The organism is Streptomyces sp. NPDC002004, from assembly GCF_053593975.1.
In genome coordinates, this window is record NZ_JBSFDP010000005.1 from 81,170 (window position 1) to 102,927 (window position 21,758).

19 protein-coding genes are annotated in these 21,758 nt (G+C 72.2%); 6 read left to right on the forward strand and 13 right to left on the reverse strand.

Annotated features, from left to right (window positions below):
- Nucleotides 1-4 precede the first annotated feature (4 nt).
- The 4 genes from ACWCP6_RS10675 (at nt 5) to ACWCP6_RS10690 (ending at nt 4,879) form a co-directional block, all read left to right on the forward strand.
- Entirely contained in the window at nt 5-1,216 is a 1,212-nt protein-coding gene (locus ACWCP6_RS10675) for an MFS transporter (RefSeq protein ID WP_450932020.1), read from the forward strand.
- A gap of 282 nt (nt 1,217-1,498) precedes the next feature.
- Nucleotides 1,499-2,929 (forward strand): uracil-xanthine permease family protein, encoded by a 1,431-nt coding sequence (locus ACWCP6_RS10680; RefSeq protein ID WP_450932021.1) that lies wholly within the window; start codon nt 1,499-1,501, stop codon nt 2,927-2,929.
- A gap of 129 nt (nt 2,930-3,058) precedes the next feature.
- Nucleotides 3,059-3,754, forward strand: a complete 696-nt coding sequence (locus ACWCP6_RS10685) for a DUF5995 family protein (RefSeq protein ID WP_450932022.1) — start codon at nt 3,059-3,061, stop codon at nt 3,752-3,754.
- A 195-nt stretch (nt 3,755-3,949) separates the two neighbouring features.
- Complete coding sequence (locus tag ACWCP6_RS10690) at nt 3,950-4,879, forward strand: LLM class F420-dependent oxidoreductase (RefSeq protein ID WP_450932023.1); 930 nt, start codon at nt 3,950-3,952, stop codon at nt 4,877-4,879.
- 126 nt (nt 4,880-5,005) lie between these two features.
- Here ACWCP6_RS10690 and ACWCP6_RS10695 read toward each other — a convergent pair whose 3' ends face one another.
- The 7 genes from ACWCP6_RS10695 to ACWCP6_RS10725 all read right to left on the reverse strand — a co-directional run bounded on the left by ACWCP6_RS10695 (nt 5,006) and on the right by ACWCP6_RS10725 (nt 13,786).
- Nucleotides 5,006-6,712 carry a flavin monoamine oxidase family protein gene (locus tag ACWCP6_RS10695; RefSeq protein ID WP_450932024.1) on the reverse strand — a complete coding sequence of 569 codons (1,707 nt, stop codon included), beginning with the start codon at nt 6,710-6,712 and terminating at the stop codon, nt 5,006-5,008.
- Nucleotides 6,713-6,764: 52 nt separating this feature from the next.
- Complete coding sequence (locus ACWCP6_RS10700) at nt 6,765-7,562, reverse strand: carbon-nitrogen hydrolase family protein (protein WP_450932282.1); 798 nt, start codon at nt 7,560-7,562, stop codon at nt 6,765-6,767.
- A 112-nt stretch (nt 7,563-7,674) separates the two neighbouring features.
- Nucleotides 7,675-9,606 carry an HAD-IA family hydrolase gene (locus ACWCP6_RS10705; protein WP_450932025.1) on the reverse strand — a complete coding sequence of 644 codons (1,932 nt, stop codon included), beginning with the start codon at nt 9,604-9,606 and terminating at the stop codon, nt 7,675-7,677.
- A gap of 193 nt (nt 9,607-9,799) precedes the next feature.
- The gene (locus tag ACWCP6_RS10710) at nt 9,800-10,891 is read right to left on the reverse strand and encodes an ABC transporter ATP-binding protein (RefSeq protein ID WP_450932026.1); all 1,092 of its coding nucleotides are present in this window, start codon (nt 10,889-10,891) and stop codon (nt 9,800-9,802) included.
- An 8-nt stretch (nt 10,892-10,899) separates the two neighbouring features.
- Entirely contained in the window at nt 10,900-11,733 is an 834-nt protein-coding gene (locus ACWCP6_RS10715) for an ABC transporter permease (RefSeq protein ID WP_450932027.1), read from the reverse strand.
- A complete protein-coding gene (locus ACWCP6_RS10720; RefSeq protein ID WP_450932283.1) occupies nt 11,721-12,623 on the reverse strand; it encodes an ABC transporter permease in 903 nt (300 codons plus the stop codon). The genes ACWCP6_RS10715 and ACWCP6_RS10720 overlap by 13 nt, the downstream gene beginning before the upstream one ends.
- Before the next feature lie 11 nt (nt 12,624-12,634).
- Entirely contained in the window at nt 12,635-13,786 is a 1,152-nt protein-coding gene (locus ACWCP6_RS10725; protein WP_450932028.1) for an ABC transporter substrate-binding protein, read from the reverse strand.
- A 237-nt stretch (nt 13,787-14,023) separates the two neighbouring features.
- Here ACWCP6_RS10725 and ACWCP6_RS10730 point away from each other — a divergent pair, with 237 nt between their 5' ends.
- Complete coding sequence (locus ACWCP6_RS10730; RefSeq protein ID WP_450932029.1) at nt 14,024-14,785, forward strand: GntR family transcriptional regulator; 762 nt, start codon at nt 14,024-14,026, stop codon at nt 14,783-14,785.
- 244 nt (nt 14,786-15,029) lie between these two features.
- Nucleotides 15,030-15,599 carry a hypothetical protein gene (locus tag ACWCP6_RS10735; protein WP_450932030.1) on the forward strand — a complete coding sequence of 190 codons (570 nt, stop codon included), beginning with the start codon at nt 15,030-15,032 and terminating at the stop codon, nt 15,597-15,599.
- Nucleotides 15,600-15,603: 4 nt separating this feature from the next.
- Here ACWCP6_RS10735 and ACWCP6_RS10740 read toward each other — a convergent pair whose 3' ends face one another.
- The 6 genes from ACWCP6_RS10740 to ACWCP6_RS10765 form a co-directional block, all read right to left on the reverse strand.
- Complete coding sequence (locus ACWCP6_RS10740; protein WP_450932031.1) at nt 15,604-16,059, reverse strand: Lrp/AsnC family transcriptional regulator; 456 nt, start codon at nt 16,057-16,059, stop codon at nt 15,604-15,606.
- Nucleotides 16,060-16,069: 10 nt separating this feature from the next.
- Nucleotides 16,070-17,569, reverse strand: coding sequence for an amino acid permease (locus tag ACWCP6_RS10745; protein WP_450932032.1), 1,500 nt, complete (start codon nt 17,567-17,569; stop codon nt 16,070-16,072).
- 396 nt (nt 17,570-17,965) lie between these two features.
- Nucleotides 17,966-19,408: a GuaB1 family IMP dehydrogenase-related protein gene (locus ACWCP6_RS10750; protein WP_450932284.1), complete on the reverse strand. Its 1,443-nt coding sequence runs from the start codon at nt 19,406-19,408 to the stop codon at nt 17,966-17,968.
- Between the two features lie 105 nt (nt 19,409-19,513).
- Nucleotides 19,514-19,894 carry a barstar family protein gene (locus ACWCP6_RS10755; RefSeq protein ID WP_450932033.1) on the reverse strand — a complete coding sequence of 127 codons (381 nt, stop codon included), beginning with the start codon at nt 19,892-19,894 and terminating at the stop codon, nt 19,514-19,516.
- Entirely contained in the window at nt 19,891-20,397 is a 507-nt protein-coding gene (locus tag ACWCP6_RS10760) for a ribonuclease domain-containing protein (protein ID WP_450932034.1), read from the reverse strand. Before ACWCP6_RS10760 ends, ACWCP6_RS10755 begins: the two co-directional genes overlap by 4 nt.
- A gap of 269 nt (nt 20,398-20,666) precedes the next feature.
- The gene (locus ACWCP6_RS10765; protein WP_450932035.1) at nt 20,667-21,710 is read right to left on the reverse strand and encodes a sugar-binding transcriptional regulator; all 1,044 of its coding nucleotides are present in this window, start codon (nt 21,708-21,710) and stop codon (nt 20,667-20,669) included.
- Nucleotides 21,711-21,758: the final 48 nt, after the last annotated feature.

A 21,758-nucleotide genomic window follows, 5' to 3' on the forward strand; every position in this document is an offset into this window, starting at 1 on the left:
CCGTATGGGAGAAGAGGTACACGACGGGGGCGCGGTGCGGCGTGCCCGGTACGCCGTCGCGGCCGTGTTCTGTGTGCACGGTGCGGTCACCGGTTCGTTCGCGACCCGTGTGCCCTGGGTGCAGGACCACTCCGGGGTGAGCGCGGGCCTGCTCGGCGTAGCGCTCGCGTTCCCGGCGATCGGTGCCTCGCTGGCGATGCCGTGGGCGGGCCGGGTCGCCCACCGCTTCGGCAGCCGCGCGGCGCTGCGCGGCCTGCTCGCCCTGTGGACGCTGTCGCTCGCGCTGCCCGCGTGCGCGCCGAACCTGATCGCGCTGTGCGCGGCGCTCTTCGTGTACGGCGCGACGGCGGGCATGTCGGACGTGGCGATGAACGCGCTCGGCGTCGAGGTCGAGAACCGCCTGGGCAAGTCGATCATGTCCGGGCTGCACGGTATGTGGAGTGCGGGCGCCCTGATCGGCTCCGCGTCCGGGATGCTCGCCGCGCAGCTCGGCTCGGACGCACGGCTGCACCATGCGCTGGCCTCGGCGGTGCTCACCCTGGCCGGTCTTGTGGCCTGCCAGGGCGTGCTGGACCTGCGGCCGGCGCGCGAGGAGGAGCCGCCGCCGCGGTTCGCGCTGCCGCCCAGGTCCGCGGTGCTGATCGGCGCGCTGGGCTTCTGCGCGGTGTTCGCCGAGGGCGCCGGCCTCGACTGGTCGGCGGTCTATCTGCACGACGTCCTCGGCACGTCGGCGGGGTCGGCCGCCATGTCGACCACGGGGTTCGCGCTCACGATGGCGATGGCCCGGATGGCGGGGGACGCGGTGGTGGACCGGTACGGGGCGGTGCGGACGGTACGGATGAGCGGGGTACTGGCCGGGCTCGGCGGGCTGCTCGTCGTGATCGCCCGGCACCCTGCCGTGGCCGTGACCGGATTCGCGCTGCTCGGTCTCGGCATCGCGGTCGTCGTGCCGCTGGCCTTCGCGGCCGCCGGGCGCAGCGGGCCGCATCCGAGCCGGGCGATCGCCGGCGTCGCCACGATCACCTACACATCGGGGCTCGTCGCTCCGTCGGTGATCGGGTCGATCGCGCAGACCACGAGCCTGGTGGTGTCGTTCGGGGTGGTGGCGGTGCTCGCCTGCGGTCTTGCGGCCGGGGCGGGGGTGCTGCGGACCGGGGAGCGGATCCCGGCGCAGACCGCGGCGACCCGGGCGGCCCCCGCGGAGCCGCGGCCCTGACACGCGGGCCGCCTGCGCGCATGGGGCTCCGACGCACGCGGCCATGACGAGCGCGTGGCTTGGCGCACGGGCTGCCCGACACCCGGGCGGCCTGACACCCGGGCGGCCTGACGCATGCGCGCCCTGACACGCGGGCGACCCGAGGCACAGGCGGTCGACCGCACGCGCGGACGGGACCCCGGCATGGCCGGATTACCATGGTTGGCCGATCGTCAACGGCCCCTCCGGCGCCCCCGCCCTCCCGGCGCGTCCCGCCCGGCAGACAGAAAGCAGAACGTTTCCATGGATCTCGGCGTGCGCTGGAGGCTGCACGGCGACGGGCGCACCCCTGCGCCCGGTGCCGTCGTCCGACCCGACGAGCGGCTGTCGTGGCCGCGCACCGTCGGACTCGGGGCCCAGCACGTGGTGGCCATGTTCGGGGCCAGCTTCGTCGCGCCGGTGCTGATGGGGCTCGACCCGAACCTCGCCATCATGATGTCCGGCGTCGCGACCGTGATCTTCCTGCTGGCGACCCGTGGCCGGGTGCCGAGCTATCTCGGCTGCTCGCTGTCGTTCGTCGGCGTCGCGGCGGTGATCCGCGCGCAGGGCGGCACCAGCGCCACGGTGACCGGCGCGGTGTTCGTGGTCGGTGTCGCGCTGTTCCTGGTGGGGCTCGCGGTGCGACGGTTCGGGGCGCGGATCATCCACGCCACGATGCCGCCGATCGTCACGGGCGCGGTGGTCATGCTGATCGGCTTCAACCTGGCGCCGGTCACCGCCTCGACGTACTGGCCGCAGGACCAGTGGACCGCGCTGCTCGTGATGCTGTTCACCGGCCTTGCCGTGGTGTGTCTGCGCGGCTTCTGGTCCCGGATCGCGATCTTCCTGGGGCTGCTCTTCGGCTACGGGATCTCCTGGGTCTTCGACCGGATCTTCGGCAGGATCCACTCGGTGAACGGCGGGACGCAGGCCGTCGACCACTGGCGGCTGGATCTGTCGGGGGTCGGCAGGGCGGACTGGTTCGGGCTGCCGTCCTTCCACGCCCCGAGCTTCCAGTGGTCGGCGATCCTGGTCGCGCTGCCCGTGGTCATCGCGCTGGTCGCGGAGAACGCGGGCCATGTGAAGGCCGTCGGCGAGATGACCGGCGACCCCCTCGACGACGAGCTCGGCACCGCGATCTCCGCGGACGGTGCCGCGTCCATGCTGTCCACCGCGGTCGGCGGCCCGCCCAACACGACGTACTCCGAGAACATCGGTGTGATGGCCGCGACCCGCGTCTACTCGACGGCCGCGTACTGGGCCGCCGCCGGTTTCGCTCTGCTGTTCGGGCTGTGCCCGAAGTTCGGCGCGGTGGTCGCCGCGATCCCGGGCGGCGTCCTCGGCGGCATCACCGTCATCCTGTACGGCATGATCGGCCTGCTCGGCGCCCAGATCTGGATCAACGCCGGGGTCGATCTGCGCAATCCGCTGAACCTGGTCCCGGCCGCCGCGGGCATCATCATCGGTATCGGCAACGTCAGCCTGAAGTTCACGGACACGTTCTCGCTCAGCGGCATCGCGCTCGGCACCCTGGTCGTCATCACCGGCTACCACGCGCTGCGGGCCCTCGCACCCGCCCATCTCAAGACGCAGGAGCCGCTGCTCGACTCGGGTACGTCGGCGTACGACGAGCGGACCCCCCGGGCCGAGGAGACGAGCGCGGACGGGCACCCCGGCGAGCGCGGCGGGGCATGACCGGCGCCGGGCGGCCGCGCTCGTGACCGACAGGGCGACGCGGCGCGCGCCGTCCATCCGTTACCCCGTTCCGGGGAACCCCCGTTCCGGACGGCACACGGGCCGGGCCGGGGCTGGGACCCTGCCCGCATGGCGCAGTTGGAACAGTCCACCGGCCCGCGACAGGGCGTCGACGGGGTGATCACCCGGATGCGGGCGCTGGCCGCGGGCTGGCCCGCCGGTGACGGGGTCGCGGTCTTCAACCGCGTCTACCTGACCGTCACGGAGGAGACCGGCCGGCGCATCGACGCGGGCGGTCTCCCCGACCGCAGGGCCGCCGCGACGCTGGACGTACGGTTCGCCGAGCACTACCTGACGGCGGTCGCCGCGGTGACCGCGGACCGCCGCGCGCCCGCCTGCTGGCGGCCCCTGTTCCAGTACCGGCGCCACCCCGGCGTCCACCCCATGCAGTTCGCGCTCGCGGGCATCAACGCCCACGTCGGGCACGATCTCGCGCTCGCCGTCGTGGACGCCTGTCATGCACTCGGCTGCGAACCCGCAGGCCTGGAGGACGAGTTCGAGGACGTGGGCGACGTCCTCGTCGCCCTGGAGGAGCGCATCCGCGAGGACCTGGTGCCCGGGCCCGACGTCCTCCGGATCGCCGATCCGCTGACCCATCTGCTGGGCTCCTGGAGCCTGGAGCACGCGCGCGCCGGTGCCTGGTCCGCCGCGCGGGCGCTGTGGGCGCTGCGCGGGGCACCCGCGCTCGCGGACGAATGCGCGCAGCGGCTGGACGCCGCGGCCGGCCTGGTGGGCCGCATGCTGCTCACCCCGCTCCCCGGCTGATCCGGGTTGGCGGATGCGGACGGCCCGGGTCCGGGACCCGGGCCGTCGCACCGATCCGGCCAGTCGGGTTCGTTGCATGCGGAACTTCCCCATGAGCGCTGTACGTTGGCCGTCCCGGACGCGGCGGGACGCGCCCACCTCGATCCGGACAGCGGGACACCGACAGCACGACACCGACTGTGAAGGAGCACGCGTATGGCGACTCGACTCGGGCTGGGCCTTCCGCAGATGAAGCAGTACGACCTGGGGCGTGACGTCCCCGAGGTGGCGAAGGCGGCCGAGGAGATCGGTTACGAGAGTCTGTGGGTGTTCGAGCGGGTCCTGTTCCCGGAGTCCACGACACAGGGCCTGTACGGCATCCCGGGCCTGCCCTGGCCGGACGAGTACCGCTCGGTCGCCGACCCGCTGGTCACGCTGACGCTGGCGGCCGGCGCCACCGAGCGGGCCCGGCTCGGCACCAGCGTGCTGATCGCGCCGCTGCATGTGCCGTTCCAGCTGGCCCGCACGCTGGCCTCGCTGGACGCGGCGAGCGGCGGCCGGGTGGTCGCGGGCATCGGCACCGGCTGGTCCCACGACGAGTACGCGGCGGCGTCGGTCGCGCCGTTCGAGGAGCGCGGCCGGGTCCTGGACGAGCTGATCGACGTCTGCCGGGCCGTCTGGGGGCCCGACCCCGTGTCGTACGAGGGGCGGCTGACGACGATCGCCCCGTCCGAAGTCGGCCCGAAGCCGGCGCGGCCCATTCCCATCCTGCTGCCCGCGAACAGCCCGCGTGCGCTGCGACGGCTCGTCGACCGCGCCGACGGATGGATGCCGGTCGGCATGGGGGCGCCGCAGCTGGCCGCGCAGTGGCGGCAGCTCCAGGACCTGGCCGCCGAGCGGGGCCGCACCGAGCCGGTGCAGTCGGTCGTGCGGGTCAACGCCCAGTACATGCCCAAGCCCTTCGATGGCGAGGGCAGGGCGCCGTTCCAGGGCAGCGTGGAGCAGATCGTCGAGGACCTCGTGGCGCACGCCGAGGTGGGTCTGCAGGAGATCCTGATCGACCTCCAGGGCACCTCGCGGGACGCGCAGGAGCTGAAGGACGTGGCCGCCGAGGTGTACACGGCGGCGCGGGCGGCCGGGGTCTGACGGCCGCCGGATGTTGATGCGGGCCGCCGGGGTACCTCGTGGGTTCCCCCGGCGGCCCGGGTCGGAAGGCGGCGCGGCCCCGATGGGGGCCGCGCCTCGTCGGCAGGCCTCGGTCGAGGCCCTGCCTCAGTCCTCCGGCAGCTCGACCGGCGCGATCTCGTCGTACACGTCGCCGGGGCCCGGGTTCGTCGGGTCGGTGGTGCCGCCGAGCTGGTGCATCACGCCCCAGACGGCGTTGAGGGCGGTCTGCACAGCGCCCTCGGCCCAGCCGGCCGTCCAGGAGATGTCGTCGCCCGCGAGGAAGATGCCCCGCTTGTCCTCGGGGAGGCGCTCCTGCATGAAGTGCGTGTACAGGCGCCGCTGGTAGCGGTAGTGGCCGGGCAGGTTGGCCTTGAACGCTCCCATGAAGTAGGGCTCGTTTTCCCAGGACACGGTCACCGGGTTGCCGATGATGTGCTTGCGGATGTCGACCTTCGGGTAGATCTCGCCGAGCGACTTGAGCATGACCTCCATGCGCTCGTTCGCCGACAGCGGCAGCCACTTCAGGCTGTCGTCGCACCAGGTGTAGGACAGGCAGATCACGGCGGGCTTGTCCGGGCCGTTGTCCAGCAGGTACGTGCCGCGGGTCATGCGGTCCGTCAGCGTCATCGACATGACGTCACGGCCGGTCGGGTTGCCCTCGTCGTCGACGGCCTTGTCCAGCCAGAACGGCCGGTCGACGGGCACGAAGAGCTTGCTGGACTCCATGTAGTGGGTGCGCTCGATCGCCGTCCAGTGGTCGATCGGGAACAGCTCGTCGTCGCAGGCGATCTTGGACAGCAGCATCCAGGACTGGGCCGTGAAGACGACGGCCTGGTAGGAGCGGATGTCGCCGGAGGCGTCCGTGACCGTGATGCGGTTGCCGGCGGTGCGGTGCAGCCGGGTGACGGCGGGGCGCGGCGTGCCGTCGTGCAGCGAGGCGAGCGACGTGCCCTGTGCCCAGTGGACGATCTTCTGCGGCTCGCGCTCCCACAGGCGCATCGGCAGCTGCTGGGAGCCGCCGACGATGCCGCGGTGGTGGTCGTCGGCCTCGGTGTAGACGACGCGCAGGATCTCCAGGATGGAGTTGGGGAAGTCGGTGTCCCAGCCGCCGGTGCCGAAGCCGACCTGGCCGAAGATCTCGCGGTGGCGGAAGGACTTGAAGGCCTCGGAGTCGCAGAGGAAGCCGTAGAAGGTCTGGTTGTCGAGCTTCTCGACGAGCTTGGCCCAGATCGCGCGGATGCGCGGGACGTCGCGCTCGCGCATGGCCTGGTTCATGTCGGAGAAGTCGGCGCCCTCCTCCAGGCAGGCGTTCCACGCCTGGGCGACCTGGCGGTAGACCTCGGGCAGGTCGTCCACGGTCTCGGCGTAGTGCGACTCGCCCTTGAGGTCGACGACGGTCGACGGGGTGGCCTCGGCGAGCGGGTTCGGGAACGGACTGGTCTCGAGACCGACCAGGTCGATGTAGTGCTGGAGCGCGGTCGACGACGGCGGGAAGCGCATCGCGCCCAGCTCGCAGTTGAGGCTCTCGTCGCAGCCGTCGAAGCCGACGGTGCGCAGCCGGCCGCCGATCTGGTCGGCCTCGTAGACGACGGGCTTGAGGCCCATCTTCATCAGCTCGTACGCCGTGACGATGCCGGAGAGGCCGCCGCCGACGATCGCCACCTCGGTGCCGTGCTCGGTCGCCGGTATCTGGCCGAGGCCCGCGGGGTGGGCGAGGAAGTCGTCGTACGCGTAGGGGAAGTCCGGGCCGAACATGGTGATCGGCGGCTGCGCGTCGTTGTGCGGGACGGCGGGGGGCACCGTGGACGTCATGGGGTACGGACTCCTTGCAGATGAAGCTGGGGGCGGGGCGGGGCGGCGAAGGTCAGACGAGGGACGCGTACAGTCCCGGGCGGCGGTCGCGGAGGTAGGGGTTGTTCTCCCGCGAGGCGGCCAGGAACTCCGGGTCGGCGTCACCGAACACCAGCTCCTCGCCGCGGCCCGCACGGGCCCGGGCGACACCGTCGGGCCCGGCCAGCGTGGAGAGCCCGACGAACTCGAACTCGCCCTCGGGGCCGGTGCGGTTGACGTACGCGACGTACATCTGGTTCTCGAAGGCGCGCACCGGAACCAGCGACTCGGCGACGAACTGGAACGGGTGCATCTGCGCGGTGGGCACCAGCAGCAGGTCGGTACCGGCGAGGGCGTGGGCGCGGACGTTCTCGGGGAACTCCACGTCGTAGCAGATCATCAGGCCGATGCGCAGGCCGCCCAGCTCGGCCTGGACGACGGGCCGGTCGCCGGGCGTGAACCACTCGCGCTCGAAGCAGCCGAACAGGTGCGTCTTGCGGTAGGTGGCCAGGCGCCGGCCGTCGGCGTCGACGAGCTGGACCGCGTTGTAGACCGTCTCCCCGTCCCGCTCGGGGAAGCCGTAGGCGACGGCGATGCCGTGGCGTGCGGCGATCTCGGCGACCGCGTCCGCGGAGTCGCCATCTGCGGGCTCGGCGAGCTTCGGCACGGCGTCGCCGATCGCGTACCCGGTGAGGAACATCTCGGGTGTCACCAGGAGGCCGGCGCCTGCCGCCGCGGCCCGGCCGGCGGCCGCGTCGAGGACCTTCAGGTTCTCGACGACGGAGCCGGGGGTGCCGGAGCTCTGGAGCAGGGCGGCGCGCAGCGCGGGCATGGGCGGGACCTCACCGGTGCGTAAGTTGCGGGGACGCATAGACGGTACGGTCCGGTCTTCAACCAGGACAAGGCGCCGATGTTGCGCGCCACTGTGCGATCCGTTGCGCGTGTCAGGCCTCCTGCGGTGATTCCTTGCGCGATGTCGCCGTCCCGGCCGGTCGCAGGCCGAACGTGGTGACCACCGCCGCGTGGTCGGATGGCCACTCATTGGCAGCGACGTCCGGCCAGTGGCGGACGTTTCCGCTGGTCAGAGCGGTGGAGTCGTTCACCTCCAGCCGGTCCCCCGCACACAGCACGAAGTCGATGCGGTCCTGCGGCTCGGGACGTCCGCTGCCGTCCTCGTGCACCGGATGGATGGGCGACCAGGTGACGCCCGGGTCGAGCACCGGATCGGGGTGGGCCTCCCGGTAGGAGTCGCGCAGCCCGGCCGCCTCGGCGGCCAGGGTCACGGGCCACGCGACGGGGCCGCGACCGCCGTGCGCGGGTGCGGCGGCGGCCGTCCAGTCGAGGTGCGAGGGGGCGTTGAAGTCGCCGACCAGCAGGACGGGCGTCGTGGCGCTGCGAGCGAGGTCGGGGGCGAGGTCGCGCAGGATGTCGCGGATCTGGCCGAGCCGTCCCGACTCCTCCTCACGGGCGATGAGCCGGTCCTCCTCCAGCCCGTCGAAGCAGGCGTCGTACGGGCCGTACGGGGTGTACCCGAGGTGGGCGGACCACAGGACGATCTCCTGCGGGGCGGCGTCCGCGCCGTGCTGCCGGTCGTCGAGGCGGATACGGGCTCCGGTCGCGCCGTAGAAGCCTGGGTCGGGAGCGCCGAGGCGGCCGGTGATCGGGTAGCGGGAGAGGATGCCCAGGTTGTCGCCCGCCCGGTGGTGGTCCCAGCCGAGCGCTTCGGCCAGTTCCTGGGCCGAGGTGGCGAGAGTCTCCTGGAGCCCGACGACGTCGACGTCCGCGTCGAGGAGCACCTTCAGCTGCTTGTCCCGGTGCCCGTCGATGCTCGTGCCGCCCAGCCAGAGGTTCCAGCTCATGACGCGCAGCGAGCGGACCAGGGGCTCGTCGGCGGCGGCGACGGGCACGCGGGCCGTGATCAGGGCCGTGCCGCCATGGGGGTCGGTGGCGGTGACGGTGACCTCGGTGTCCCCCGCCTCGGCGGGGATGCCGGTGATCGTGCCGTCGTCGCCCACCCGGGCCCACTCCGGTCCTTCCGCCTTGGCGAAGGTGACCGGGTGCGTGCTGCGGACGAGACCGGCGACGGTCATGTGGAAGGGGTCGCCGACGCGGGCGCGGCGGGTGGTGAACGCCTCGACCGGGAAGCGGGGGCCGAGGGCCTGGCGCGGGATTCCCGCCCGACCGTCGGGGAGTCCGGCGGCCGGCCCGAGCAGCGAGCGGAGCCGGTCGGGCGAGGTGTCGGCCAGGCTGGCCAGCACCGTGCGCCCGGGCGCCGGGTCGATCGGCGCGAGTGACGGCACGGCAAGGACCTGGCAGCCCGCCGCCTCGGCCGACGCGACACCGGTCGGGGTGTCCTCGACGGCCACACAGGCCTCCGGCGGCACACCGAGGGCGGCGCAGGCGGCGAGGTAGGGGTCGGGGTCGGGCTTGGTGCGGGGGGTGTCGTCGGCGGTGACGGTGGTCGTGAAACGGCCCGCGCCCAGCCGGTCCAGCGCGTCCAGGACGATGTCGGCCACCTGGCGCGGGGACGCGGTGACGAGGGCGGTGGGGACGCCCTCGCTGCGCAGCGCGACGAGCAGGTCGACGGCACCGGGGCGCGGCACGACCCCGGCGCGCACCCGGGCCGCGAACTCCCGGTGCAGTGCGCCGGCGACCTGCTCGACGTCCGCGCCGACGGCCCGGCCGAGCACGGCGGCCGTGTGCTCGACGGGCCGGCCCAGCACATCGGGCTGGTCGCCGTCCGTGAGGCCGTACCCCAGCCCCGCCGCCACCTTGTCGACGGCCTCCCACCACAGCTGCTCGGTGTCCACGAGGGTTCCGTCCATGTCGAACAGGACGGCCTGCAGGGACGGTGCGGGGGCGGTGCGGTGGGTCACGGGGCTCTCTTTCACGACGTGCAGCGGATACGGGCGTGGGGTCGCACACGGCTGCGGGGCGTACTGCGGCGCACGGGCGCCACAGGGGGCACAGGGGCCGTCCGGTCGGTCATCCGGGATCCGGGGGATCCCGGCGTGATCGACCGGACGCTCCCCGCGGGGTAACGAGGGACGGTGCATCGGGGGCCCGGGCTCAGCGCTCACGCGCGGCAACCAGGACCGGCCGGTCCGGCAGGGTCACCGTCGCGGCCGTGCCGGAGGCGAGGGCCGCGGCCTCGTGCGTGGGCAGGTCCGCCTTGGCCTCGGTGCCGTCGGCGAGGCGGACGGTGACGCGGGTCGCCGCGCCGAGGAAGGCCGTGGCGACGACCCGGGCGTCGCCCTCGGGGTCGGCGGCGACCCGGAGCGCCTCGGGGCGCACGAGGACGTCCACGGTGGGGCCGTCGATCGGCTCGCCGTCCACGGGCAGCCGTCGGCCCAGGACCTCGACGGTGGTGCGGTCCTCGCCGAGCACACCCGGGATCCGGCTCATCGTGCCGACGAACTCGGCGACGAAGGCGGTGGCGGGGCGGCCGTAGAGCTCGGCGGGTTCCGCGCACTGCTCAAGGCGCCCGGCGCGCATCACCGCGACCCGGTCGGCCATGGACAGTGCCTCTTCCTGATCGTGCGTCACGAACAGCGTGGTGATGCCGAGTTCCTGCTGGAGCCGGCGGATCTCCTCACGGAGCGTCAGCCGTACCTTGGCGTCCAGCGCGGACAGCGGTTCGTCGAGCAGCAGCACGCGCGGGCGCAGGGCGAGCGCGCGGGCCAGCGCGATCCGCTGCTGCTGGCCACCGGAGAGCTGGTGCGGGTAGCGCTCGCCCTTGTCGGCCAGACCGACCAGTTCCAGCAGTTCGGCGGCGCGGGCACGTCGTTCGGCCGTGCGCACCTTGCGCATGCGCAGCCCGAACGCGACGTTGTCGAGCGCGCTCAGATGGGGGAAGAGGCTGTACGACTGGAAGACCATGCCGGCGTCGCGGCGGTGGGCCGGTACCCGGGTGACGTCCTCGCCGTCGACGAGGACCTCGCCGGAGTCGGGGTGCTCGAAGCCGGCGAGCATCCGCAGCGCGGTGGTCTTGCCGCAGCCGGACGGGCCGAGCAGGGCGAGGAGTTCACCCGGCCGCACGGTCAGATCGAGGCCGTCGAGGGCGACTGCCTGGCCGAAGGCCCGGCGCAGGCCGCGGAATTCCACGGTGGCGGCGTCCGCGGCGGGCCGCCGCTCGCCGGTTTCGGGGGCGGTGAGCGTCATGGTGGAGGTCATCCCTGTGAGGCGGTACGAGAGGAGGCGCGCCGGCCGCCGAACGCGGTGAGCGCGAGCAGGAGCGCCCAGGTCACGAGGAGGCTGAGCACGGACACGGCGACGGACATCTGCGCCTGCGATCCGCTGACGTCCACGATCCACACGGCGAACGGCCTGAAACCGAGGAGCTGGGCGACCGTGTACTCGCCGAGTACCAGCGCCAGTGTGAGGAACGCGGAGTTCAGCAGCGCCCCGCGCAGATTCGGCAGCACGGCGCGGACGAGCGCCTGGGGCCAGCCGGCGCCGCAGCTGCGGGCGGCCTCGACGAGGGTGCGGACGTCGACCGCGCGCAGTCCGGCGTCCAGCGCCCGGTACACGAAGGGCAGCGCCATCACGACGTACGCGAGGATCAGCACGACGGGGAAGTCGGGGTTCTGCAGCGCCACGAACGTCTGGAAGAGCGGGGTCGCGGCGAGATGGTCCGGGCCCCACTTCAGGACGGTGCCGATCCCGGCGACGAAGGCGATGGGCGGGACGACCAGCGGCAGCGAGCAGACGACCTCGACGACGGGGCGCAGCCGGGGCGCGCCGAGCCGCAGGGCGACCATGGCGGGCACCATCAGCAGCAGCACCACGGCGATGGTGGCGGCAGCCAGTTCCAGTGAGAGGAGCAGGCTCGCGGTGAAGCCGTCGGTGCCGAGGATCTGCGTGTACGCGTCGAACGTCAGCCCCTGTCCCGGCACGTCGACGGTGAAGATCACCGAGGCGACGAGCGGGACCAGGAAGTACACGGCGGTGCATGCGAGGACCGCGCCCCGCCAGGGGCGGAAGGGAGTGTTCAGGCGAGCCATCGCGCGCTCCGTCGTTGCAGGGGCAGATACACGGCCATCACCAGGCCTGCGACCAGGACCATGTCGAGGCTGAGCGCGAGGGCCACGTTCTCCTGGCCGACGAGGACGTTGCCGGAGATGGCGTCGGCGATCTGCAGCGTGACCAGCGGGATCGAACTGCCGACGATCGCGGCGGCGGTGGCGTACGCGGCGAACGCGGTGCCGAACAGCAGCACGAAACCGCCGAGCAGGGACGGCGCGAGCACGGGCAGGGCGACATGCAGCCAGTACTGCAGGTGCGTGGCGCCGTTGTTCTGCGCGGCCTCGCGCCACTGGGCGCGCAGGCCCTCGAGCGCGGGCGTGATGGTGAGCACCATCAGCGGCACCAGGAAGTACAGGTACACCAGGGTCAGGCCCCAGAAGGTGTACAGGCTCCAGCCCTTGTCGGCGAGGCCGAAGTGGCGGGTGAGGACGCCGGAGTTGCCGAGGGTCGCGACGAACGCGAAGGCGAGCGGGACGCCGCCGAAGTTGGCGAGCACTCCTGAGGCGGTGAGCACGGCCTCGCGCAGCGCCCGGGACCGGGAGGTCACCACGGCCTGGGCGAGCGGCAGTCCGAGGACGGTACCGATGAGGGCGGAGGCCGCGGAGAGCTTGATGCTGCCGAGCAGGGCGGTGAGATAGGCCCCGTCGAGCGAGGCCGTGACATTGGCGGTGGTGTAGGACGTGGCGCCGGTGGCCGGGTCCTTGGCGGTGAAGGCGCCGTTGAGCATGGCCAGGGCGGGGATGCCGAAGGCGATCGCGACGAAGGCGAGCAGCGGAACGACGGCCAGCCAGTCGGCGGCGCGGCGCCGCCGCCCCGAGGGGGCGGCGGGCGCCGTGTCGGCACGCGGGAGAGCGGGGGCGACGGTCATGTCGGTCGAGGTCACCCGGAGACGGCCTTGCCCCAGCCCTGGGCGATGACGCCCTTGGCCTTGGTCTGCTGGGCCTCGGTCGGGAAGGTGGCGGTGCCGGAGACCTTGGGGAGCTTGGCGGCGGCGGCCTTGTCGAGGGTGCCGGCCTTGTCCATGGCGGGCATCAGGGCGGGGCGGGCGTAGCCCTTGAGCCACAGGTTCTGGCCCTCGGTGCTGTACAGGTACTCCTGCCACAGACGCGCGGCGGCCGGGTGCGGGGCGCCCTTGTTGACGGCCTGCGAGTAGTACTGGGCGTACTGGCCGTCGGAGGGGACGGTGACCTTCCAGTCGAGGCCCTTGCTCTTGAACTCGTCGGCGTAACCGGCGTTGAGGTAGTCCCAGTCGATGCTGATGGGCGTCTCGCCCTTCTCGACGGTGGCCGGGGTGGACTCGACGGGCGTGTAGTTGCCGTTCTTCTTCAGCTTGGCGAAGAAGTCGAGGCCGGGCTGGATGTTGTCGAAGGAGCCGCCGTTCGCGAGGGCCGCCGCGTAGACGCCGCCGAAGGCCGAGCCGGACTTGGTCGGGTTGCCGTTGAGCGCGACCTGGCCCTTGTACTCGGGCTTGAGGAGGTCCTTGAAGGTGGTCGGGCAGTGCTTGACCCGCTTGGCGTCGCAGCCTATGGAGATGTAGCCGCCGTAGTCGTTGTACCAGCGGGCCTTCGGGTCCTTCTGCCCGGCGGGGATGTCGCCGAAGGAGGCCACCTCGTACGAGGCGAACAGCCCCTGCTGGGCGCCGCTCAGGGCGAAGGAGCTGCCGAGGTCGAGGACGTCGGGCGCACGGTCCTGGCCCTTGCGCGAGGTGACCGCGTTGACCTCGTCCTGGCTGGTGCCGTCCGGGTTCTCGACCTCGACCTTGATCCCGTACTTCTTGTGGAATCCGTCGATCAGGGCGCCGTAGTTGGCCCAGTCGCGGGGCAGCGCCATGGCGTGCAGCGTGCCCTCCTTCTTCGCCGCTGCGACGAGGGCGTCCATGCCGCCGAAGTCCTTCGCGGAGGTGGCGGCCGCAGCCTTCTTGCTGTCGGCGGTGGCGGACTGGTCGGTGGCTGCGCCACAGGCGCTGAGGGTGAGGGCGGCGACGGCTAGGCCGCCGGTGAGGACGGCGGTCCTCGGCAGGGACACGGTCACGATCTCTCCTGGGGTGCTGTCCGCGTGGCGCTCCGCGCCCGGGCTCGACAGAGAACTTGTTTGAACAAGTTCGCCATAGTAGGCCCGTCATCGATGTCGTGATGGTGAACGGAAGGTCAACTCTGTCCCCTGATTCGCCGGACAATCGACAGTGGAACAGCAGTCGAAACGATCTGCTTCCGCCCTCGTCTACGCTGATTCATCTGCGCACACGGAGCAGGGCGCGAAAGGGGGATCATGGCGGCACGGCACGAGGAGATCGCCGAAGAGCTGCGGCAGGCGATCGACCGCGAGGAGTACACGGTGGGCAGCAGGCTGCCCCCGGAGACGGAGCTCGCGGCCCGCTTCGGTGTCTCGCGCGGCACCGTCCGCCAGGCCGTCGCCGCGCTGACGTCGGAGGGACTGATCGGCTCCCGGCAGGGGGCGCGGCGCGTGGTCCTGGCCAGCCGCCGCAACCAGACCTTCGCGGAGCTGCGCAGCTTCGCCCAGTGGGCGCGCGCCATGGGCCGTACGGCGACGGGCCAGGTGATCACGTCGGAGTACCGTCCGGCGACCGCCCAGGACGCGGTACGTCTGCAGGTCCCCCCCGGGAAGCCCGTGCTGCACGTACTGCGCGTGCGTGGCCTCGACGGCGAGCCGGTGCTGCTGGAGCGGACGGTGTACGCGGGCTGGATCGCCCCGGCCGTGGAGCGTATCGAGCCGGACTGCCCGTCCGTGACCCAGCGGCTCTACCAGGACACGGGGCTGGTCTTCGCCTACGGCGAGCACCTCATCGACGCGGTCGCGGCGGGTGCGCAGGACGCCGAACTGCTGGGCGTGCGCAGGACCAGTCCGCTGCTGCGGGTGCGCCGGGTCACCACGACACGCGAGGGCCGCCCCGTCGAGTGGTCGGACGACCGCTACCGCTCCGACACGGTGAGCTTCAGCGTCCACAACTCGATCGGCAACAACGCGCTGGCCCGGCAGACGGGTCCGGGGCTCGACGCGGCGGACGGCTGAACCCCGGCCGCCGGCTGTGAGGCGCCGCCCGATGAGGGAGTCCCGGGCGCGTCCGAGTCGTAGAGGTCAGGTCGCCGTCCCGCGTCGTACGTCCCCTCAACCCCGGGGTGCAGCAAGGGCGTCGGGACTCCGCCGCACGGCGGAGGGGTGGTGCAGTCCCCGGTCCGACGTGTCCGGACCCCGTCCACGGGAGGCTGAACAGGCCCGGAAGGACCGGGTGTTCATCACCTCGATGGGGGCTCACATGAGTCGTCTGTTCACCCCTGCGCGCGGCGCCGTCGCGGGCGCCGTCCTGCTGATCGCCGCAGCGGCCGCCGGATCGGCCGCGGCCGTCGACGGATCCGCGTCCGCGCACCCGGGCGCGGGCCAGGTACGGGAGGCGGCGGCCCTCACCGGTTCCGCGAAGCTCTACCGGTCGGCCGGGGACGACATCACCTTCACCTTCGATGCGCACCTGGCGGCGAAGGACAACGCCGACCCGTCGAAGGCCACGGGCACGTTCCGCTTCAGCCACTACCTCAACGGCGAGGGCGCCTGGGCGAAGGCCCGGGTGGACTGCCTGGTCACGGGCGGCAAGGTGGCGGTCGTGTCGGGTGTCATCACGGACTCGGCCCTGCCGGGCGCCAAGGGCAAGCGGGTCGGCGTCACGGTCCAGGACACCGGGCGGCACGACCGGCTCGGCTACAGCTGGGCCTCGACGGGCAGCCCCGCCGAGACGAAGGGGCTGCCCAAGTGCGTGAGCTCCGCCCCCTTCGAGAAGGTCAGGAAGGGGACGGGCGACTTCAAGGTCCTGCCCTGGCGGCCGAAGCTGTAGGGATTCAGGCGGGGGAGCCCGAGGAGAAGCGCCGCAGCAGCGGCGACAGCACCAGCACCGACTTGGTGCGCTCCACGAAGGGCTCCCCCGCGATGCGCTCCAGCACCCGCTCGAAGTGGCGCATGTCGGACGCGAAGATCTGGACGAGCGCGTCCGCCTCACCGGTGACGGTGGAGGCGGCCGCGACTTCGGGGTACCGCTCGAGGCCACGCTGGATGGCCTCGGGCGAGGTGTTGCGGCGGCAGTAGATCTCGATGAACCCCTCGGTCTCCCAGCCGAGGGCGGCGGGGTCGACCCGGACGGTGAAGCCGGTGATGGCCCCTTCCGCCCGGAGCCGGTCCACCCGCCGCTTCACCGCGGGGGCCGAGAGCCCCACCAGGGAGCCGATGTCGGCATAGGAACGCCGGGCGTCCTCGGCGAGGGCATGGACGATGCGTTCGTCGAGATCGTTCAGTCGCACAGGGGATGGATCACTTTTCTGCTGTGGCCTCGTCGGCGACGGCCTCGGTGGCCAGGCGGGAGCGGCGAATGCCGTAACCGAAGTAGATTACGAGGCCGACGGCCATCCAGCCACCGAAGACCACCCAGGTGTCCGTGCCCAGGCTCTTCATCATGTAGAGGCAGAGCAGGAAGCCGATCACCGGGCAGACCCACACCAGCGGCACGCGGAAGGTGCGCGGCATGTCCGGGCGGGTGCGGCGCAGCACCATGACCGCGATGTTGACCAGGGCGAAGGCGAAGAGCGTGCCGATGCTGGTCGCGTCGACGAGGTCGCCGAGCGGAATGGCCGCGGCCAGGACACCGCAGAACAGGGACACGATGATCGTGTTGGCGCGGGGCGCACCGGTCTTGGCGTGGACCTTGCCGAAGATCTTGGGCACCAGGCCGTCGCGGGACATCGAGAACAGGATGCGGGTCTGGCCGTAGAGCACGGTGAGCACCACGCTGGCGATGGAGATGACCGCACCGGCCGCGAGCAGCGTGCCCCAGAAGGCCTGGCCGCTGACGTCGTTCATGATGGCGGCGAGGGTGGCCTCGCTGCCCTCGAAGGTCTTCCAGTTGCGGGCGCCCACGGCGACGGCGGCGACCAGGACGTACAGCGCGGTGACGATGATCAGCGAGAGCATGATCGCGCGCGGCAGGTCGCGCTGCGGGTTCTTGGCCTCCTCACCGGCGGTGGAGGCGGCGTCGAAGCCGATGTACGAGAAGAAGAGCGAGGCGCCGGCCGCACTGACGCCGGTCATGCCGAGCGGCATGAAGTCGGCGTAGTTGCCGGACTTGAAGCCCATGACGCCGATCGCGCAGAACAGCACGAGGGCGACGATCTTCACGGCGACCATGATGGTGTTGGCGCGGGCCGACTCCTTGGCGCCGCCGAGCAGGAACACCATGGCCAGCAGCACGACGATCAGCGCGGGCAGGTTGAATATGCCGCCGTCGCCGGGCGGCGCGGACAGCGCGTCCGGGATGGTGACTCCGATCGTCCCGTTCAGCAGCTCGTTGAGGTACTGGCCCCAGCCGACGGCGACCGCGGCGACGGACACGCCGTACTCGAGGATCAGGCACCAGCCGCAGACCCAGGCAATGAGTTCGCCCATCGTTGCGTACGCGTACGAGTAGGAGGAACCGGCGACGGGGATGGAGCCGGCCAGCTCGGCGTACGACAGCGCCGAGAACAGCGCCGTGAGTCCGGCGAGGACGAAGGACAGCGTGACCGCGGGGCCCGCCTGGGGGACGGCGTCGCCGAGCACGACGAAGATGCCGGTGCCGAGCGTGGCACCGATGCTGATCATGGTCAGCTGCCACATGCCGAGGGAGCGGCGGAGCGAGCCGCCCTCACCCTTGCCGCCCTCTGCGACCAGGCGTTCCACCGGCTTGCGGCGCATGAGCCGGGCGACCGGACCAAGGGGCCGCGGGGTGGTGGAGACGGGGGTACTGCGGTGTTGCGTGGGTGCGCCGGGTTCGAGCACGCGCGGGGCTCCTTGATCACTGCCGGTCGGGGGACGGGCGGGCACCACGGAGGACCGGCGAGACGACGGACCACCGAGCAGGCGGTCCCGCCACGCTACGTATAGGGCACGACCTTACGAGCCGCGCGTTCTCGATCGTAATGCAGCAACCTTGTGCATCACCAATCGAACGTTGCGCACATCGAACCGTTGCGGATCTTTGTTGCGCGAACCCGAACAACCGTTGCACGCGTCTCATATGTCCGGATTTTTACGGTGCCGGTGTACGGCCTCCTCCCGCGGCCCCGGAGCGGCCTCGCTCCCCCGCTCCGGCAAGACGCCGACGGCCCCGTGGTCACGGGGACCACGGGGCCGTCGGGGCGGGCCGAGGAGATCGGCTCCGGCAGTGTGCGGCGATCAGCTCCAGCTGTTGTGGAGCGGCTTGCCCTCGGCGTAGCCGGCCGCGGACTGGATACCCACGACGGCCTTCTCGGCGAACTCCTCGAGGGAGCCGGCACCCGCGTAGGTGCAGGAGGAGCGGACACCCGCGATGACCGAGTCGATCAGGTCCTCGACACCCGGGCGGGAGGGGTCGAGGAACATGCGGGAGGTCGAGATGCCCTCCTCGAATAGGGCCTTGCGGGCACGGTCGTACGCGGACTCGTCGCTCGTGCGGTTGCGCACGGCGCGCGCGGACGCCATGCCGAACGACTCCTTGTACAGCCGCCCGTCGGCGGTCTGCTGGAGATCGCCGGGGGACTCGTACGTGCCTGCGAACCAGGAACCGATCATGACGTTGGACGCACCGGCGGCCAGCGCCATCGCGACGTCACGCGGGTGACGGACACCGCCGTCGGCCCACACGTGCTTGCCGTACTTCTTCGCCTCGGCGGCGCACTCCAGCACGGCCGAGAACTGCGGGCGGCCCACGCCGGTCATCATGCGTGTGGTGCACATGGCGCCCGGTCCGACGCCGACCTTGATGATGTCGGCGCCGGCCTCGATCAGGTCGCGCACGCCCTCGGCGGCGACGATGTTGCCCGCGACGATCGGCACGTGCGGGTCCAGTCCGCGGACCGCCTTGATCGCGGAGATCATCGACTCCTGGTGGCCGTGCGCGGTGTCCACGACGAGCGTGTCCACACCCGCGTCGAGAAGCTGCTTGGCCTTGCCCGCCACATCGCCGTTGATGCCGACGGCGGCGGCGACGCGCAGCTTGCCCTGCGCGTCGGTGGCCGGGGTGTAGAGGGTCGCGCGGAGGGCGCCCTTGCGGGTGAGGATGCCCGCGAGGCGGCCGTCCTCGTCGACGGCGGGGGCGTAGCGGCGGTTCGCCGCGTCGAGGGTGTGGAAGGCCTCGCGCGGGTCGATGCCGGCGTCGAGCAGCAGCAGGTCCTTGGACATGACCTCTTCGAGCTGCGTGAAGCGGTCCACACCGCTCAGGTCCGCGTCGGTGACCACGCCGACGGGGCGCTGCTCGTCGTCGACGACGACACCCGCGTTGTGCGCGCGCTTGGGCAGCAGGGCCAGCGCGTCGGCGACTGTCTGGTGCGGGGCCAGCACGATCGGGGTGTCCAGCACGAGGTGCCGCCCCTTGACCCAGGAGATGACGTCCGTGACGACGTCGATCGGGATGTCCTGGGGGATGACGACGAGGCCGCCGCGCCGGGCGACGGTCTCCGCCATGCGGCGGCCCGCGATCGCGGTCATGTTCGCGACGACGAGCGGGATGGTGGTCCCGGTGCCGTCCGGGGTGGCGAGGTCCACGCCCTGCCGGGAGCCCACAGCCGAGCGGCTCGGCACCATGAAGACGTCGTCGTACGTCAGGTCGTACGGCGGCTTGATGTCATTGAGGAAACGCACGTGCTGCTCATCCCAGTCGATCGAGGCGGCCCCCGAACCGTTCGCCCGGGGGAAAAGCACGTACTTCATTGTCCCATGTCAGGGGGACTGTGATGCCCGGGACAATCATCCAGCGGCAGCTGGGTGCCCCTCGTCGGATCCTCCAAGCGCCAGCACCACTTCGAGGGCCGGACCGGTGGTGCGCCAGTAGTCCGCCGCGTCCGAGAACACCTCCTGGGCCACCTGCCACTCGTGCGGCCGCGCCTCGGCGAACCCGCGCCACCCGGTGACCAGGAGGAGCCGGCCGCGGGCCGGCTCGGCCCAGGACAGGTCGGTGAGACAGTCGGCGAGGGCGTCCCAGTTGCGGCCGAACCAGCCGGGCAGCTCCAGGGTCCCGGAGACACGCGCCATGAAGGCGTCCTTGTCGGCGACGCCCGTGAGGTCCAGGCGGGTCGTGGTCCAGCCGCCCATCGCGAGCGCCTGGGCGAGTGAGGGTCCGTCGGTCATCGCAGCACCGCCTTGAACGACGCGTAGTGGTCGTCGGTGTAGTAGGTCTCGCCGCCGGTGCCGGTGACGATGCGGCGCGCGCCGCGGTCCTGGGAACCCGGGGTGCGGACCGTGTACTCGTGGTAGTAGCCGCGCGGGTGCTGCGGCAGGCGCCGCTCGAAGTTGCCGAAGACGACGCCGTCCTTGGCGTACGGGAAGGGGCCGCCCCGGTCGATCAGGCGCAGCGTCTCCCTGGCCTCGGGAGGCAGTGCACCGACGGCCACGGTCCGCATGCCGCGGGCCCACCCCGGGGTCGGTACGGCGGCCGCGGAGGCTGCAGAGCCCGCGGAGGCCGACCTGCCGCCGGTCGCCGGATGCGTCGTCGCCGTCGGGGAACAGCCGGAGAGCAAGCCGGAGAGCAAGCCGGTGAGCAGGGCCGCGAGGCAGAGGACCAGTGCGGCGCGCCCGCGCGGGGCGGGCCGGAGCGGCGCGGGGCACACACGCCGGGCGGGCCGGAGCAGCATGGCGCCGATGCTGCCACAGCCCGGGCCGGTGCACGACGACACCGTGCCGGTCGTGAACCGTCCGGGCGCCCCGTGCCGACCGGGTCCCTACGCGCTCTGCGGGCTCCGTGCCGTGCGCCGAGGCGGTCCGCAACGGACGCGGTCCCCGGGGCGCAACCCGCCGGCCCGGGCGCGCGGACGGCACGCCCCGTGCCCCGGGCGTGCGGGGCCGCACCAGCTCGGCCGGCCGTGCCGCTCCCCCTGGCACCGCCGGCCGTACGGATGCGGGGTCAGGAACCGTCCGGGTCCCCGCGGTCCAGGGCGGGGCGGGGCGTGGGACCGGCCGTCATCAGGAAGTCCGCCGCGGCCGTGTCCGTGACGAGGCTCGTGACCAGGCCGGAGCGGAGCACCGCGTCGATGGCGGACGCCTTGCGCTGCCCGCCCGCGATCGCCACGACCTCGGGGATGCGCCGCAGCCGGTCGGCCTCGACCGTGATGCACCGCTCCCCCAGGTCCCGCCCGACCCGACGGCCCTGGCTGTCGAAGAGGTGCGCGGACATCTCGGCGGCGACACCGAGGGACGCGTAGTGCGCGCGCTCCTCGTCGCTGAGCATGTCGTGCACCGTCGAGATGCCGGGCTCCCAGGATCCGATGGAGACGCAGGCGACCGTCACCTTGTCGAAGTACTCGAAGGCGCGGGCGATCCCCGTCTGGTTGCGCAGTGCCGCCGCCGTGGCCGCGTCGGGCAGCAGCATCGGCGCGTAGATGGGGTGCGCGTCGCCGCCGGATACCTGTGCGGCACGGCGGACGGCCTCCACCGAGCCGCGTTCGGCGGTCCCGGCGTCGTACACACCCGTGAGCTGCACGACGGTGCAGGGCGGCAGCCGGTCGAGGGCGGCCGCCATGTGGATGGTCGAGCGGCCCCAGGCCAGGCCGAGGACATCGCCTTCGTTGACGAGTTCGCCGAGCAGGTCGGCGGCGACCTCGCCGAGGTTCTCGGGGTCGGGAGACTCCTCGGCCTCGGCCGGGGACTCGACGACGACGGCGTGCCGCAGGCCGTAGCGGGCGCGCAGCGCGTCGGAGCGCTCCGCGTCCAGCTCGGCGGGCACACGGATCTCGATGCGCACGAGATCACGCTCCAGGGCCGTCTCCAGGACCCGGGCCACCTTGAAGCGGCTCACGCCGAACTCCTCGGCGATCTGGATCTTGGACTTGCCCTCGAGGTAGAAGCGGCGGGCCATGGCCGCCGCCTGCACCAGCTCCGCGGGTCCCATCCGCAGGGCTGACCGACCTGCCGACATACCCGACACGGCGATCTCCTCACTGCTGTTCACATTCTGGATTCGCCGTTCATCCTTGCAGATCCGGCGTGCTTGATCAGC

What these genes read in the sequence shown, in the direction of transcription:
- ACWCP6_RS10675 (WP_450932020.1), top strand. Translation starts at nt 5, where the DNA reads ATGGGAGAAGAGGTACACGACGGGGGCGCGGTGCGGCGTGCCCGGTAC.
- ACWCP6_RS10680 (WP_450932021.1), top strand. Translation starts at nt 1,499, where the DNA reads ATGGATCTCGGCGTGCGCTGGAGGCTGCACGGCGACGGGCGCACCCCT.
- ACWCP6_RS10685 (WP_450932022.1), top strand. Translation starts at nt 3,059, where the DNA reads ATGGCGCAGTTGGAACAGTCCACCGGCCCGCGACAGGGCGTCGACGGG.
- ACWCP6_RS10690 (WP_450932023.1), top strand. Translation starts at nt 3,950, where the DNA reads ATGGCGACTCGACTCGGGCTGGGCCTTCCGCAGATGAAGCAGTACGAC.
- ACWCP6_RS10695 (WP_450932024.1), bottom strand. Translation starts at nt 6,712, where the DNA reads ATGACGTCCACGGTGCCCCCCGCCGTCCCGCACAACGACGCGCAGCCG.
- ACWCP6_RS10700 (WP_450932282.1), bottom strand. Translation starts at nt 7,562, where the DNA reads ATGCCCGCGCTGCGCGCCGCCCTGCTCCAGAGCTCCGGCACCCCCGGC.
- ACWCP6_RS10710 (WP_450932026.1), bottom strand. Translation starts at nt 10,891, where the DNA reads ATGACGCTCACCGCCCCCGAAACCGGCGAGCGGCGGCCCGCCGCGGAC.
- ACWCP6_RS10715 (WP_450932027.1), bottom strand. Translation starts at nt 11,733, where the DNA reads ATGGCTCGCCTGAACACTCCCTTCCGCCCCTGGCGGGGCGCGGTCCTC.
- ACWCP6_RS10720 (WP_450932283.1), bottom strand. Translation starts at nt 12,623, where the DNA reads ATGACCGTCGCCCCCGCTCTCCCGCGTGCCGACACGGCGCCCGCCGCC.
- ACWCP6_RS10730 (WP_450932029.1), top strand. Translation starts at nt 14,024, where the DNA reads ATGGCGGCACGGCACGAGGAGATCGCCGAAGAGCTGCGGCAGGCGATC.
- ACWCP6_RS10735 (WP_450932030.1), top strand. Translation starts at nt 15,030, where the DNA reads ATGAGTCGTCTGTTCACCCCTGCGCGCGGCGCCGTCGCGGGCGCCGTC.
- ACWCP6_RS10755 (WP_450932033.1), bottom strand. Translation starts at nt 19,894, where the DNA reads ATGACCGACGGACCCTCACTCGCCCAGGCGCTCGCGATGGGCGGCTGG.
- ACWCP6_RS10760 (WP_450932034.1), bottom strand. Translation starts at nt 20,397, where the DNA reads ATGCTGCTCCGGCCCGCCCGGCGTGTGTGCCCCGCGCCGCTCCGGCCC.